Source organism: Blautia sp. MCC269 (assembly GCF_018785655.1).
In the GTDB taxonomy this organism is placed as follows: domain Bacteria; phylum Bacillota; class Clostridia; order Lachnospirales; family Lachnospiraceae; genus Blautia_A.
The window spans coordinates 66,189-80,096 of sequence record NZ_WQQE01000105.1; the positions used below are offsets into that span (position 1 = coordinate 66,189).

Annotated in this window: 14 protein-coding genes; 2 read left to right on the forward strand and 12 right to left on the reverse strand. The window is 40.5% G+C overall.

Going from position 1 to position 13,908, the window contains the following annotated elements; all coding sequences use genetic code 11:
* Window positions 1-42: 42 nt before the first annotated feature.
* Together GPK88_RS18185 and GPK88_RS18190 are read right to left on the reverse strand one after the other, a co-directional pair.
* On the reverse strand, window positions 43-1,062 hold the full coding sequence (locus GPK88_RS18185) for a DUF4428 domain-containing protein (RefSeq protein WP_174096211.1): 1,020 nt from the start codon (window positions 1,060-1,062) through the stop codon (window positions 43-45).
* 385 nt (window positions 1,063-1,447) lie between these two features.
* Complete coding sequence (locus tag GPK88_RS18190) at window positions 1,448-1,762, reverse strand: hypothetical protein (RefSeq protein WP_118061858.1); 315 nt, start codon at window positions 1,760-1,762, stop codon at window positions 1,448-1,450.
* 98 nt (window positions 1,763-1,860) lie between these two features.
* On the opposite strand from GPK88_RS18190, the gene GPK88_RS18195 reads away from it, so the two are divergent.
* On the forward strand, window positions 1,861-2,439 hold the full coding sequence (locus tag GPK88_RS18195) for a TetR/AcrR family transcriptional regulator (RefSeq protein ID WP_118061857.1): 579 nt from the start codon (window positions 1,861-1,863) through the stop codon (window positions 2,437-2,439).
* 62 nt (window positions 2,440-2,501) lie between these two features.
* Here GPK88_RS18195 and GPK88_RS18200 read toward each other — a convergent pair whose 3' ends face one another.
* The 10 genes from GPK88_RS18200 to GPK88_RS18240 form a co-directional block, all read right to left on the reverse strand.
* A complete protein-coding gene (locus GPK88_RS18200; RefSeq protein ID WP_118061856.1) occupies window positions 2,502-4,046 on the reverse strand; it encodes an AMP-dependent synthetase/ligase in 1,545 nt (514 codons plus the stop codon).
* A 43-nt stretch (window positions 4,047-4,089) separates the two neighbouring features.
* Complete coding sequence (locus tag GPK88_RS18205) at window positions 4,090-4,320, reverse strand: acyl carrier protein (RefSeq protein ID WP_117688436.1); 231 nt, start codon at window positions 4,318-4,320, stop codon at window positions 4,090-4,092.
* A gap of 27 nt (window positions 4,321-4,347) precedes the next feature.
* Window positions 4,348-5,736: a condensation domain-containing protein gene (locus tag GPK88_RS18210; RefSeq protein WP_117688437.1), complete on the reverse strand. Its 1,389-nt coding sequence runs from the start codon at window positions 5,734-5,736 to the stop codon at window positions 4,348-4,350.
* Between the two features lie 239 nt (window positions 5,737-5,975).
* Window positions 5,976-6,944 (reverse strand): alpha/beta hydrolase, encoded by a 969-nt coding sequence (locus GPK88_RS18215; RefSeq protein ID WP_118061855.1) that lies wholly within the window; start codon window positions 6,942-6,944, stop codon window positions 5,976-5,978.
* Window positions 6,945-6,968: 24 nt separating this feature from the next.
* On the reverse strand, window positions 6,969-7,100 hold the full coding sequence (locus GPK88_RS18220; RefSeq protein ID WP_118071794.1) for a helix-turn-helix domain-containing protein: 132 nt from the start codon (window positions 7,098-7,100) through the stop codon (window positions 6,969-6,971).
* Window positions 7,101-7,378: 278 nt separating this feature from the next.
* Window positions 7,379-8,941 carry a recombinase family protein gene (locus GPK88_RS18225; protein ID WP_215708114.1) on the reverse strand — a complete coding sequence of 521 codons (1,563 nt, stop codon included), beginning with the start codon at window positions 8,939-8,941 and terminating at the stop codon, window positions 7,379-7,381.
* The gene (locus tag GPK88_RS18230) at window positions 8,934-10,589 is read right to left on the reverse strand and encodes a recombinase family protein (RefSeq protein WP_215708115.1); all 1,656 of its coding nucleotides are present in this window, start codon (window positions 10,587-10,589) and stop codon (window positions 8,934-8,936) included. Before GPK88_RS18230 ends, GPK88_RS18225 begins: the two co-directional genes overlap by 8 nt.
* Complete coding sequence (locus GPK88_RS19935) at window positions 10,590-10,853, reverse strand: hypothetical protein (RefSeq protein ID WP_252197816.1); 264 nt, start codon at window positions 10,851-10,853, stop codon at window positions 10,590-10,592.
* Window positions 10,854-12,263, reverse strand: coding sequence for a recombinase family protein (locus GPK88_RS18235; protein WP_252197817.1), 1,410 nt, complete (start codon window positions 12,261-12,263; stop codon window positions 10,854-10,856).
* A 129-nt stretch (window positions 12,264-12,392) separates the two neighbouring features.
* Window positions 12,393-12,638 carry a DUF6870 family protein gene (locus GPK88_RS18240; RefSeq protein ID WP_173907272.1) on the reverse strand — a complete coding sequence of 82 codons (246 nt, stop codon included), beginning with the start codon at window positions 12,636-12,638 and terminating at the stop codon, window positions 12,393-12,395.
* A 644-nt stretch (window positions 12,639-13,282) separates the two neighbouring features.
* Between GPK88_RS18240 and GPK88_RS18245 the strand changes: the two genes are divergently transcribed.
* Complete coding sequence (locus tag GPK88_RS18245; protein ID WP_215708116.1) at window positions 13,283-13,843, forward strand: helix-turn-helix domain-containing protein; 561 nt, start codon at window positions 13,283-13,285, stop codon at window positions 13,841-13,843.
* Window positions 13,844-13,908 lie beyond the last annotated feature (65 nt).

Sequence of the window (13,908 nt, forward strand, 5' to 3'; positions counted from 1 at the left end):
ACAAACAGAGTGAACAATTCTGTCCACTCTGTCTATCATCACTCAAAATGGTCTTGGCTGGCCACAGTATTCGCAGAACCTTCCGGTATTCTCTGCACCGCACTGACATTTCCACAAACCGCCGGGCTGCTGCATTCCATTGTTCATCTGCATCCCGGGTTGCTGTATTCCGTTGTTCATATTCATCCCGGGCTCCTGCATTCCATTGTTCATATTCATCCCAGGCTGCTGCATTCCGTTGTTCATATTCATCCCGGACTGCTGCATTCCGTTGTTCATATTCATCCCGGGCTGCTGCATTCCATTGTTTATATTCATTCCAGGCTGCTGCATTCCATTGTTCATGTACATCCCGGACTGCTGCATTCCGTTATTCATCTGCATTCCAGATTGCTGCATTCTGCTGTTCATCTGCATCCCAGGCTGCTGCATTCCGTTATTCATCTGCATCCCGGGCTCCTGCATTCCAGCCGCATTTGGTGTCAAGGCGGCTATGATCTGATGACCTGTCTGCTCCACTTCCATCAATTCGCCTCTGTTATCGCTGCTTATGGAAAAAGTATTCAGACGAAAATCCATATCATCAAACCATGGAGTTTTTACTTTAATACGCATAGTATAATCAAATTCATACTTATATACCGGTGGCTGATAGCTTACGGTTTCTCCATCCTTTGTTGTATATGTTTCCTCGTTCTGCTGTCGTTCCACATCAACTCTACACTGCACAACAGCGGATAAAGGAACTATGTCCGGATTTTCATTGACATCCAGCTTCCGTGCAACAGTAAAATTCCCCTTATTATCATCAATAAAAACATTATAATTTCTGGTATTGATCTGACGGGTTATACAAAAATCCATTACGGCTTTTTTGTTCTTTTCACGATATTCCAGTTGACGTTTTATATCCTCTACCGTACTGTGCCGCCGGTCTTCAAACCATGGTGACAATTTTTTTGCACAATCCTTACACAGATTTCCGTCATCCAGTTTTCTGTTTCCCAATAAACCTATTTTCTCTCCGCAGATATCACAGATCTTCTTATCAAATAAACCCATACCCTATCCTCCTTCTTTTTATAGTTGTGTTTTTGTTTATCTACATTATGCGTGAATGCTTCAATATTTGCACTAGCACCTCTGACAGTAACTGAATTCATCTCCACATCAATGGCAGGATCTCAGGATCGTATCTAAAAATCCTGTCCATTTCTATATGTTCAGGATATACCGTATGGGATACTCTCTGCCAGACACAACCGTCCCGAGGATGTCAAGTAAAAACCACAAAGTTTTTACTATTTTTTTTGCGTTTTTTTCCCATAAAACCGTTGTTTTCATACAGAGGACGTTTCATTAAGGTTACAAAAATACAGGGGGTGGACGTTATATAAATGCTATAGACTTTCATATAGTGGATGTTGTATAAAGACTACAAAATCTATTATTTCAATTCTTTCCAACACATCTCTATCCTTCCATCATCATGCATATAAATGGCTTTTACATATTTTTGAAGCACTTCCGGTGTCAACTTTTCAAATCCCATAAATTCAATCATCTGATCAACCGGTATGTTTTTCTTCAACAATATTTCTTTCTCATCACCGATTAGATTTTCAACTTCTTGAATACGTTTCTGTAAATTTAGTTTCTCTTTTTCCAGTTGAGTTTTGGTTGAAGCGAACTGATCTCGAGTAATTTCCCCATTTCGATATTCTTCATACCCCTGAAGGTTCTGAGTTTTTATTTGCTCCAATCGCTTTTCACATTCCGCTTTTTCTTTACTATATAAAGAAATGGATTTGTGTTATACTTTATTCAAGAATGCTGATAAGCTATGGGAGGGAAGCGACTATGCAAAATCCAGTTCCTGACGAAAGATATTCTGTGGCAGATGAAGCCATCCTGGGCGCTTTTTTTAAACTAATAAAGAAAAAAACTCCTGACCAGATCACTGTATCCGATATCACAAAAACAGCTGGTATCGCGAGAAGCACTTTTTATAATCATTATCAGGACATCCCCTCTCTTGTATCTGCTGTTGAAGAAAAGACGATCCATGATGTTTTCTCCATAATGGAAAAATTTCATCCTGAAAATGACCGCGATATCTGTCAGTCCTATTTTTTGACGATCTGCCGCTATACAATGGAAAATCCTTTTCTTTCCAGTCTTCTGAGTACACCTCACGGGAATGATCTATTCGAAAAAATGCTGACTATGCTTCATCACTATGTCACCGCTACTACCTCCAGTGCCAGACCCGGCAGACATACAAAAGAGGAAATATCTTACGTGATCACCTGTGCGATCGGCAGTACGATCGGTGTCCTTCACAAATGGACAAGGGATAATTTTGATCTTGCACCAGAAGTAATTGCAGGAATTCTGACTCAGATTTTCCTGTCTGGCATGCTGCCTCTTTTATCCTGAGTGTCCTGCATATAAACAGCATAGCAAAACCCGTCTGAGCAATTCACTCAAACGGGTTTTTATTATGCCTGTGGCTCATCGATCAGGACATCCTGTCTCCTGATTTTCTTTGTCGTGCTGCGTATAAACGGATTTTTCCGGATCACCAGACCTGTAATACGACGGTAGGTCGGCTGATTTTTATTGTATTCATCCAGAAATTCCTGAAGCTGTGAACGAATCATCTCCGTATCCAGTGCCTTTGCCTCCACAACTGCCTGTTCCGGATAAATTCGGGCTGTAAGACCATTGTCCTCACCTGTTACAATAACTTCACCCACAAGCGGATTCAGTGCAAGCTTGTTCTCGATTTCTTCCGGAGATACATTTTCTCCATTGGATAGAATGATCAGATTTTTCACCCGGCCATTAATAAAGAGATATCCATCTTCATCCATATAACCCTTGTCGCCAGTATGCAGCCAGCCATCTTTCAGTGTTTCAGCTGTCTCGTCCGGCATCTGATAATACCCTTTCATAACACTTGTGCCTTTTACCAGAATCTCACCATTTTCAAATCTTATCTCCACATTCTCAAGTGGTCTTCCAATAGAACCCGGCTTATGATTTTCCGGCGTATTATTACTGATAACAGGAGAACATTCCGACATGCCATATCCTTCCAGAATCTGAACACCATACTCTGCAAAACGATCAATATAGTACGGATCCAGATGTGCGCCACCGGTAAAAATCGTCTGCAGTTTTCCACCGAAAACTTTTTCTGCAAGAACTGCCTTCGGGATTTGTGGATCAGCTGCTGCCAGTCTCTTATAAATTGTTTCAATCATCATCGGAACCATGAGCATGATATCGGGTTTAAAAATGCTCATATTTCTGACCATATGAAGCAGAGAGTCATTAATACAGATAGTTGCTCCCTGAGAAAAACCTTTCAGCCAGTCCATGACAAGACAGAATGCATGATGGATTGGAAGTACACTGAGCATGGCAGTTCCGGGTTCTGCTGAAATCTTAACTGCCTCAACATTAGATGCCAGATTATTCTGTGTCAGCATAACCCCTTTGCTCTTTCCTGTCGTTCCGGACGTAAAGATAATCGTCGCAATATCTTCTGCTGACGGGCAGGAAGCATCTGCTGATGCGTTAATTCCTGTGTTTCTCAGCTCATTGATACTGTACACGCCTGAAGGTACATCCTCCACCTCTTCCTGAAGCATCCATACTTTCTGGAGTTTCGGACAGTTTGCAAGGAACGCTTCCAGATAAGGTCTGTGTTTCGGACTTAAGAAGAGTGCTTCAGAATCGGATCGGTTTATCAGATCGATCAGTTCTTCACATGGGAGTGCTGCGTCCAGCGGCACCGCTGTAATACATCCTGTAATAATTCCCAGATAACTTTCGATCCATTCTACAGAACTGGTTCCGATCAATGCAATATGCTTTCCTGCAAAGTCTTCTGCAAGAAGTCCTTTTCTGGTGGAAATCACGTTTCTCAATATTTCGCTGTAACTTCTCTCCAGAACTTCTTTCCTGTTAAGCCATTTTACTGCTTTGACTTCGCCAAATTTCTGTACACTTTCTTCTAATATATCCCTGATCAGCATGTTTTTCTCCTCCTTCACTTTTCTGCAGACAACAGCTTCATTCTTACTGAAGCTCCTCCAGAAGCTTAAGCGCCTCTTCAAGAGTTGTAATTTGGGTCACTTCGGTTTCCTCAAGTTCAATGTCAAAGGTATCCTCAAGCTCTCCCAGAAAAGACATGAAATCCAGAGAAGTGAATCCCAGATCCTCACGGAATCTCATTTTCCCCGTCATCTCCTCCGGTTTCACTTTGCTGTACTGCGCTACAATATTTTTAAATTCCATTTCCTGATTCATTCCATTTCCTCCTCGTATTTTTGATTTCTATACCTGTTCCATAATCTCTCCGATGCTCATATCCGGCTCTGCGATCCCCTTAAAAAGAATACGCATCATATAATAATAAAGCAGTTCCATGTCATGCTCTTCCAGATGAGCAGTCTGATAATGATAGGAGAAGTTCATGCCGCCATCCTCAGTATGAGATACGGTCAGATACATTTTTTTGGTTGCGGCACCATTTGCAAACCATTTGGCATGCTGACGAACAGTCCCAAGCATTTCATTCTCCACCTTCACCGGCATTGGCTGATAGGTCAGATAGCAGCTTTCATAGCTGGTATGCTCCGGTGTATGGTATCTCTTTCTCATCTCATCCACGATAAGTGCCGGATCGTAATTGCTGTGCATATAAATTCGATTCTGCATATTCTGGATTTCATAAGCTGCCGAAAGAAAATCTGTCTCCGGTGAGATCACTGTTCTGCACGGAAACATAATGGTTCTGCTTCCCCCTGAAGTCCATTCGTCATGGGTAGAACGTCTGGATATAAAATTCTGGATCGTAATATCTTCCTGTCCGTTATTTACTTTTGACAGATAAGTACGAATACCAAGCAGAAGCAGATTCGTCATGGAAAGTTGATGATTCATACAGAAATCCATCAGGTTCTGTGTCGCATACGGTTCCAGATGATAATCCTTTACTGCAACAAACAGCTCGTTCATTTCAATATCAGAAGCACGAAGCTTTGGATCTCCATGACGTTTTCTTGCTCCCTCCAGTACAGACGGTCCCTGTATATCAGAATATAACGGCTCACCCAGTGCATCCAGCTGGTCATCCCAGAATTTTTTGTCTTTTGCAAAACGCTTTTCATTGCCCGCTTTTGCAAGATCTTTTTTCAGGACCGTCTCAAAATCAACCAGTTCCTGTGGGCAGGCTGTTCCATATCTGTAATGCGTATATAATTGGAACAGGTCTTCAATCATAACTACAAGCCCACAGGAATCGATCAGTCTGTGATCCATATGCAAAAAGAAACCATTGTATCCTTCCGGAAGCTTCAACATAATAAATTCACACATCGGGATATTATCTCCGTCAAATGTTTCATAAGCCCACTGCTGCATCAGCTCATCTGCCTTTGCCAGACTTTCCATTCCCGACAGATCCTTCAGCTCAATATCTCGCGAATCCTGCTTCTCTATATACTGTTTTACATTTCCATCTTTATCCGGCTTTGTAAAACGGACTCTGGTACAGCCTGAACGCTCTGTTTCCATCTGAATACATTTTTTTAATAATCCAAAATCCAGTTCTGCCTGTACAGAAGCCACAACACTTACACCGGATACCTGCTGTGTACCATAATCCATGATCCAGTTATGATGCATCTTCTGAGCTGCCGTCAAAGGATAATAATTTCTCATATAATAGATAACCTCCATTGTCCCGTTTTTCTTCTTTATCCGAGACAGAAAACATTGTATATATGCTTCAGGTGAAAAAATATCATATCTTCTCAGGAAATACCAGTACCCCCAGGACTTAATGAACACTTTACAAAAAAATGACCGGGACTTATCATACATTTAACATAACAGTTCAAAGGTGTATTTCTGCTATGTACTATGTCTGATAAATCCCGGTCAGGATTTTTTATGTCCGTTTAATCGTATTTCTCAAAGAATTCCATCATCTTGCGCTGATACAGTTCCGGATCCACATAGGCACTGCACAGATGCCGTGCTCCCGGTATGATCACCAGTTCCTTCTCTGCCCTGCAGAGCATATAATTCTGAAAAGAGTTATTCGGATACACATAGGTGTCCTTTTCTCCATGGAAAAAGAGAACCGGTCTTGTATTTTTTTTCATAGCTTCGGCAGTATCTGCATCTTTCATATGAAATCCTGCCAGAAGAGAACAGAACCAGTCCAGTTCCATCAGAAGCAGTGGAATATGATGCAAATGGAACCAGTTAGCTGCCATATCACGCATCTGTCCTTCCATAGACTGAAAACCACAGTCCGCGATCAGGCCTTTTACCTCCGCCGGGAGTGTATGTCCTGCTGCCATCAGTACAGCAGCCGCCCCCATGGACTGTCCATACAGATAAATTGGAAGCTTCTCTTTGTTTCGTTCAGATACATAGACTGCCCATTGCTGCACATCCCATTGTTCTTTTGCTCCAAAGGTAATATATTTTCCCTCGCTGTCGCCGCAGCAGCGATGTTCTATAAACAGGACATCACACTGATGTTCATGCAGATATTTTGCCATGAATGACAATGTGCCAAAACGGCTGCCACGATATCCATGGCTTAATATGACAATCCGTTTTGCATATTCTGTCGGCAGGTATAATGCATGCAGTTTTAATCCGTCAATGCTTTTGATATAACAGTTCTGCATCTTCTGTTCAAGGCACCAGGCCTTACTCTCATTATATTCTCTTGCATAACCATTCCTGGGATGATTTTCCCTGATATGAGACAGTTCAAACCATTTCTTTCTTTCCTTTTTGTGCTCTCCTCTTTTGCAGCAGACCACCATATTAAAAAAACGCCATCCCACCTCCAGTGATCCCAGAAAGACAGCCAGCAGTATTGCAAATGGCTTAATTAATTTTTTCTTCATCACGATTTCCCCGCAGTCCACATTTTAGAATAAGAATCCTGGCATTTTTCTTGTTCCCCTTTCCCATTCTGTTACAATTCTGTAGGGAATTTCAAAGTACTCACAAAATTCTTTTCTGTTCATTCCTGTGCTTTCGCGTAATTCTTTTATTTCCATATTTATTCTGCCTCTACATACACACATGGTGTATATATCATAGCATATTTTTCTATAAATACAATATTTTAATCTGGCAGACTACTTTCCAAACAGAGTCGTCCCGAGGATGTCAAGTCATTGCCACAAAAAATATGCGGCTTTTTTGCCACCGAAATGGCTTAAAACCGCATATTTCTGTATAGAGGACGTTATATAATTGTCACAAAATCAGCAGGGAGGATGTAACGTCATTGCTACAAGTTCAGTAGTAGTGGACGTTACATTATTGCTACAAATCAAGTCAATGATTTCCACTCTACCTCCACTCTCCCGTCATCATATACATATATTCCCTGCACGTATTCTTCCAGCATCTCTCGTGTCAGCTTTTCATAGCCTAAATACTTCAACATCTGCTCCACTGGAACATTCTTTTTCATCAGGATTTCTTTCTCACCATTTATCAGTTCTTCCAGTTCCTGTACACGTTTCTGCAGTCGTTCTCTTTCTTCTTCCAACTGCTTCCTGGATTCCATGAACTGTTTCTGATTCATCTGTCCTTCGTGATATTTCTCATAGTTCTGACGGTTTTGAATTTTTATCTGCTCCTGACGTTTTTCACAATCTGCATTTTCCGTCTTATAGGCTTCTATGCTGTCCTCATGCTGTTTTCTCATAGATTGCTGCATCTGTTCCTGACTAATATTTTGACGTAAATATGCCTTTATTTCTGCCAGTACGATATACTCCAGCATTTTGTTATCAGCTTTCCCTGCAAAACATCCTGTATCTTCTTTTCCTTTACTGTAAGCACAGCTATAAAGGATATGACCATGAACCGGACTGCTTGAAGTCAGACTTCTGCGACAATTTCCACACTTCACATAGCCACCTAACAGTGTTGTTTCCCTGTCAAATTTACTTTTCTTTGTGTATCTGATCTGCAGGGACTGTGCTTTTTCAAAAACTTCTTTTGATACGATCGGCTCATGGTGATTTTCCATCACTTTCCACTGATTTCTCGGCACTGGTACTTCTTTCCCTGTTCCGGGATCTGGAATCTTTGTCTTTCCATAGACCATACAGCCTATATAAGTCTTATCATCCACAATCTTCCGTATCATATCACTCGTCCACTGCAATCCTCTTGATGCAGCTTTCTTGCTGTCTGATTTCTGCCGTCTGCTCATAGACTGCAAGGGAGTCAATACACCCTCTTCATTGAATAACTTACAAATCTCCATCTTGGAATATCGCTGATTGGTCAGTTCAAATACTCTGCGAATCACTTCCGCTTCGTCCTCTACAATCACCAGTTCTTTCTTATTTTCAGGATTGATTCGATACCCATACGGTGCAGAGCCACAGCAATACTCACCTTTTCCTCGTCTGGTACTGACTGCCGCTTTTACCTTTACGGACTGGTCTTTCACATAAAAATCTGCTATCAGTCCTTTAAACTGTACTTCAATATCCGAACTCTTTCCCTTATAATCTTTAGAATCATATCGGTCTGAGATAGAAATGAATCGTACTCCCAGGAATGGAAAAATCTGTTCCAGATAAGTTCCCATCTCAATATAGTTTCTGGCAAAACGTGAAAAATCTTTTACCACAATACACTGTACTTTGTTCTCTCTGGCAAATTCCAAAACCTGCTTAATTGCCGGACGATCCATACTGGAACCAGAATACCCGTCGTCGTAGAACTCCTGAAATGGCATAGAAGCCAGTTCCGGGATATTGGAAATATAATCTTTTACCAGTTTTCTCTGATTGATAATGCTGTTACTTTCTCCCTCTGAATCATCTTCCATGGAAAGACGATAATATCCAATAATCAGTTTCTGATCACTCATGTTCTACCGCCCCCTTAAACCCGAAGTTGATTTCCAGTCTGCCATCACCATATAGATACATACTTTCAATCAAGCTCTCCGCAAGTTCCGCATTGATTCTGGTTGTCCCATCCAGTTCCAGCAGACTTCGTAAAAATCTGGCTTCTTCTTTCTGCTGTTTTTCCAGCTTTTGTATGGTATGCTCCAGAGTTCTCTTTCTCTCTTCGCAGAATGCTTTCCAGTTATTACGGTCATCTTTCATTTCTATATAGGCTTCTTTGGAAAGTTCACCCTCTTTATATTGCATGAATGCCTGTGCCAGTTTTTCTGAACGTTTTTCCATATCTGCATCCAGTTTCCTGATCTCTGCTTGAATTTCTTTGATTTTGGCAAGAAAGACTGCACTGCTTATAGCAGACATATCCTTTTTCCGTAAGTCGGATAACTGAAACTGTCTGGTCAGCTCCGAACGGACAATTTTCTGCAGTTTTCCTTCGGAAATAGATTTATGACTACATTTCCTTTCATCCCGATACTGGGCAGCATTGCAAAAGTAAAGCACATCATTTCCGTATCTGCGTGTGCACATTTTTCGCTTACAATCTCCACAATAGAATACATTGTAAAATGCTCTTTCATCCTCTTCCCATCCTGCTGTAGTTTTTGCTGCTTTCTGTTGTGCTGCTTTTAACCTGACCTGTGCTTTGTCAAACAATTCTCGACTGATAATCGCTTCATGGGCATTTGGCGTAATAATCCACTGACTTTCATCCAGTATGTCACACCATTTTTCCCCTCTTTGAAATCTTGATTCGTATTTTCTCTGAACCAGATCACCATAATAATTATTTCGGTTCAACACCGCACGTATCGAAGAATTTCCCCACTGATGAAGCTTTTCTCCGTCCTTACAGTACACATGATGATATTGGTTATAGTCTGAAATACGATGTACTCCATCCTCAAACAGCCTGTCAATAATGCTCTGTATCCCATCTCCTGAAGCATACTCTTCAAAAATCCTGCGGACAATCTTTGCAGCTTCTGGTTCCACAATCAACTTATAAATTTCATTTATCTTTTCCACACAATATCCGTATGGAGCTGTAGATCCCACATACTCACCATTTTTCTGTGCAATACGTTTCGCTGCACGTTCTTTTGCGGAAATGTCTTTCGCATAAGCATCATTCACCAGATTCTTGATATTCATGGATAATTCCTGATTCTTGGCATCCGGTGCAAATGAATCATAGTTGTCACATACAGAAATAAACCGTACTTTCATAAAAGGAAGAATCTTTTCCAGATAGTTACCAGTTTCGATGTAATTTCTTCCAAATCGTGAGAAATCCTTTACCAGAATACAATTTATTTTACCTGCCCTGACATCATTCATCATCCGTTCAAATCCCGGTCTGTCAAAATTTGTTCCAGTTTTTCCCAGATCAGAATAAATGTCATATACAGCAATTTCATACTCTCTGTCTGGATTTTCATTGTGCTTCTGAATGAACTCTTTTATCAGCGTAACCTGTGTTTCAATAGATTCTGACTTTTTTTCATCACTGTCTACGGATAATCTGGCATAAATTGCAGCCATACATACCGGAATCCCAAGAACTTTCTTCTCTGTGTTTTTCTTATATCTTTTTGCTGTCCTTGCCATTTATCTCGCCTCTTTCCTGCACTCTGTCCGGTGTTCCGCATAAAACCGTCTTATGACTTTCATTTTCTCAATCATATCCTGATAACGGATGTGAATTTTAATTTGCTTATTTTCATAAATATAAATTTTATCTACGGTCAGTGCCAGCAATGTGCGATCCAGTTCTTTGATTTCCAGTGATTTCTTCCAGTCCTCCAACTGAACAGTTGCAGACACTCCACCCTCAAACATTTGCTTCACCAGCTTTTTCTGATTTTCAATCATCTACTCCAGTTCTTCACATTTTCTTCCGTAACTTTCCCGAAAATCATCGAACTCCTCTTTACTGATCAGTCCCTCTTTCAAGTCATCACCCAAAGATGCTTTCAGGCTGTGATAACGGTTATATTCTTCCTGCAACTTACTAATCTGCGTATCATAACCAATTACCTGATCGTAACTGACTTGCATCTCACAAAGTTCTTCCATAATCATCTGATAGTCTACGAAAAGTGCCGTATATGCCTGAATCTCTTTCAATACAATCCTTTTCAGCACCTCTTCCGGAATACTATGTCTAGTGCAATCTCCACCTTTATTTTTTGTCTGGCAAATATAAAAGGCTTTTTTCTTCCCCTTATATTGATTTACCCTGCGTATCATCGGTGTATGGCAATCTCCACAAAATACAAAACCCGAAAAAAGGTTTGCACTGTCCGATGTTTTCGATGCTCTGCCATCATACTGAAGTAACTTTTGCACCACATCAAAATCATTCTGCCGGATAATCGCCGAATGCGTATTTTCTACTTTCACCCACTCTGATTCTGGCTTATCCAGACGTTGCTTTACTTTATAGCTGATTCGTTCCTGCTTGCCCTGTACCATGTTTCCAATGTAAACCTCGTTAGTCAGAATCCTTTTAATCTGCACTGCCGACCATTTTGGTGTATCTGAACTATGGAATCCGGAATTGTAATTTTCACCATTTGCCTTTTTATATTCTTTTGGCGACTGCACATGACGTACATTCAGTTTTTCTGCGATTGCTCCAAGACTGAACCCATCAATTTTCCATGAAAATATTTTTCTTACAATATCCGCTGCATAAGAATCAATCACCAGACAGTTCTTATTCTCCGGATCTTTGCAGTAACCATACGGTGCAAATGCTCCAATAAATTCACCTTTCTCACGTTTGATTTTCTGATGGCTTCGCACTTTACCGGAAATGTCTCGGCAATAGCTTTCATTTACAAAATTTTTGATTGGAACTACAAATGACTTCTCTGAAAAATCTGCTGTTTTACTGTCAAACTGGTCTGTAACTGAAATAAAACGCACATTTAAAGCCGGGTAGGTCTTTTCGATCCATCGCCCGGCTTCTATATATTCTCTTCCGAATCTGGATAAGTCTTTTACAATCACACAGTTTACTTTTCCAGCTTCTATATCAGTTGTCATTCGTTTAAACTCAGGTCGGTCAAAATTTCCTCCTGAGTATCCGTCATCCACATATATATCAAAGATCTGAATATCCGGCTGGCTTTTTACAAAGCTCCGAAGTAACTCTCTCTGATTTGCAATGCTGTTGCTCTCTGACTTCGCATCGCCCTCTTCCACGTCATCTTTCGATAAGCGAAGATACAATGCAGCATCGTATATATCTGGCATATTCATTTGCATTTGTTCCATTTTACATCGCTCCCAACTTACTTATTCCATTGAATTTGAAGTCAGAAACCATGTATCACGTTCATTTTCCCTGACCTCACATTAACATAACATCTGTAGCTTCGCAAGATATTTTTTCAAGACTTGCATCTAATACATCAACTCCGTTCTTTTTCTTAGATAATCACTAATAGCATCTGTAGCATCCATTTCTCCTGTCATCTCCACAATCACCACATACCCTTCATTCATGTGAGCATACGGCTGATCGCCAGATTTATCCAGAAAAGTTTCCACTTTTTCAGAAATAGCTTTATCCATATCAGGAATTAAATCTTCAATGTCCTTTAACTGCTCCAGATTAACACTGGAATCTATCACTGACTGATTCACCATGATGCTCACCTCTTTTCCAACATATTCTTTGTATAAGTCGTCCTATACCTACAATTTTCTCAATCACATCACCTTACCTTTCACATTTTGTTCTCAAATTTTATCTATTACTATGGCATTGCATATTCTGTTCGGCGTGTTGGCTTCCATTTGTATAACCCGTTGTCAACGTCACAGTCAACCTCTATCAGAGTATTTCTGAATACTGCCAGCTTCTTCGCAAGCCTACCAGTCGTTTCCGGAGTATCTTCGACGCTCGCCCATAAAATCATTTACAGGGTTATGGCATCTGTGAGATCAGATTATACAGCTCATGTAATTTTCAAGGTGCAAAAGAGTTTTTTTGAATATCCTTTCACTTATTACAGCCTGGAAACACCAAAATGTTGTTCACTTCAAAAAAATCCTCTCACTAATAAAGCCTGACAGAAGGATTTTACCAACCTCATTTTGCAATAATTTGCAAAAAGTATTTATCCTCATCTGTACATTCGCTTTCATGCGAACCTTTATCGTACTGTCATTTTAATTCGCATTCATGCGAATGTCAAGTGTTTTGTTCGCTTCAATGCGAATCTTTCTGTTTACATTCACTGTTTTTGGTAGTAAAATGGATTTATCAAAAAGAAAGTGGGAAATCTGATATGACAATCGGTGATAAAATAAAAAAAATCCGGACATTCCGGAATATGACACAGGCAGAACTTGGTGCTGCCCTCGGTTGGGGCGATAAAGGTGCAAATCGTCTTGCCCAATATGAAACGAATTACCGGGTTCCCCGCAAAGATCTGGTAACTGAAATGGCTAAGATTCTGGACGTAAACCCACTGACACTACATGAGCCAACCACGATGGACGCCTCTGAACTGATGGAAATTCTGTTCTGGATTGATGAATTTAATCCCGGCATGATTAATCTCTTTCAACTAGAGACATATCCAGGTGAAAAATCAAATTCCAGTGACGATGCCGCTATCCGCTACCATGATTCTGATAGCTGGCCTGCACATTCGCCTGTTGGTATGTGGTTTAATTATAGAGTTCTCAACGATTTTCTGAAAGAATGGACTCTTAGAAAAGAAGAACTGAAATCTGGTGCGATTACCAGAGATGAATATTTTGAATGGAAAATTAACTGGCCACAGACTTGTGATGATTGTGGAAAACGGAAATCCTCAAAACAGTGGCGGAAATCAAACGAATAGAATTTAGTGAAACTTAGCAAAACTTAAATTCACTGTATTTTTTCTCCTTGCTCAAAAAAGGCACT

Bases quoted from the DNA above. Each gene is read 5' to 3' on its own strand.
- GPK88_RS18245 (WP_215708116.1), top strand. From the start codon at position 13,283: ATGACAATCGGTGATAAAATAAAAAAAATCCGGACATTCCGGAATATG.
- GPK88_RS18195 (WP_118061857.1), top strand. From the start codon at position 1,861: ATGCAAAATCCAGTTCCTGACGAAAGATATTCTGTGGCAGATGAAGCC.
- GPK88_RS18235 (WP_252197817.1), bottom strand. From the start codon at position 12,263: ATGGAACAAATGCAAATGAATATGCCAGATATATACGATGCTGCATTG.
- GPK88_RS18205 (WP_117688436.1), bottom strand. From the start codon at position 4,320: ATGAATCAGGAAATGGAATTTAAAAATATTGTAGCGCAGTACAGCAAA.
- GPK88_RS18225 (WP_215708114.1), bottom strand. From the start codon at position 8,941: ATGAGTGATCAGAAACTGATTATTGGATATTATCGTCTTTCCATGGAA.
- GPK88_RS19935 (WP_252197816.1), bottom strand. From the start codon at position 10,853: ATGATTGAAAATCAGAAAAAGCTGGTGAAGCAAATGTTTGAGGGTGGA.
- GPK88_RS18215 (WP_118061855.1), bottom strand. From the start codon at position 6,944: ATGAAGAAAAAATTAATTAAGCCATTTGCAATACTGCTGGCTGTCTTT.
- GPK88_RS18210 (WP_117688437.1), bottom strand. From the start codon at position 5,736: ATGAGAAATTATTATCCTTTGACGGCAGCTCAGAAGATGCATCATAAC.
- GPK88_RS18200 (WP_118061856.1), bottom strand. From the start codon at position 4,046: ATGCTGATCAGGGATATATTAGAAGAAAGTGTACAGAAATTTGGCGAA.
- GPK88_RS18220 (WP_118071794.1), bottom strand. From the start codon at position 7,100: ATGGAAATAAAAGAATTACGCGAAAGCACAGGAATGAACAGAAAAGAA.
- GPK88_RS18240 (WP_173907272.1), bottom strand. From the start codon at position 12,638: ATGGTGAATCAGTCAGTGATAGATTCCAGTGTTAATCTGGAGCAGTTA.
- GPK88_RS18230 (WP_215708115.1), bottom strand. From the start codon at position 10,589: ATGGCAAGGACAGCAAAAAGATATAAGAAAAACACAGAGAAGAAAGTT.
- GPK88_RS18185 (WP_174096211.1), bottom strand. From the start codon at position 1,062: ATGGGTTTATTTGATAAGAAGATCTGTGATATCTGCGGAGAGAAAATA.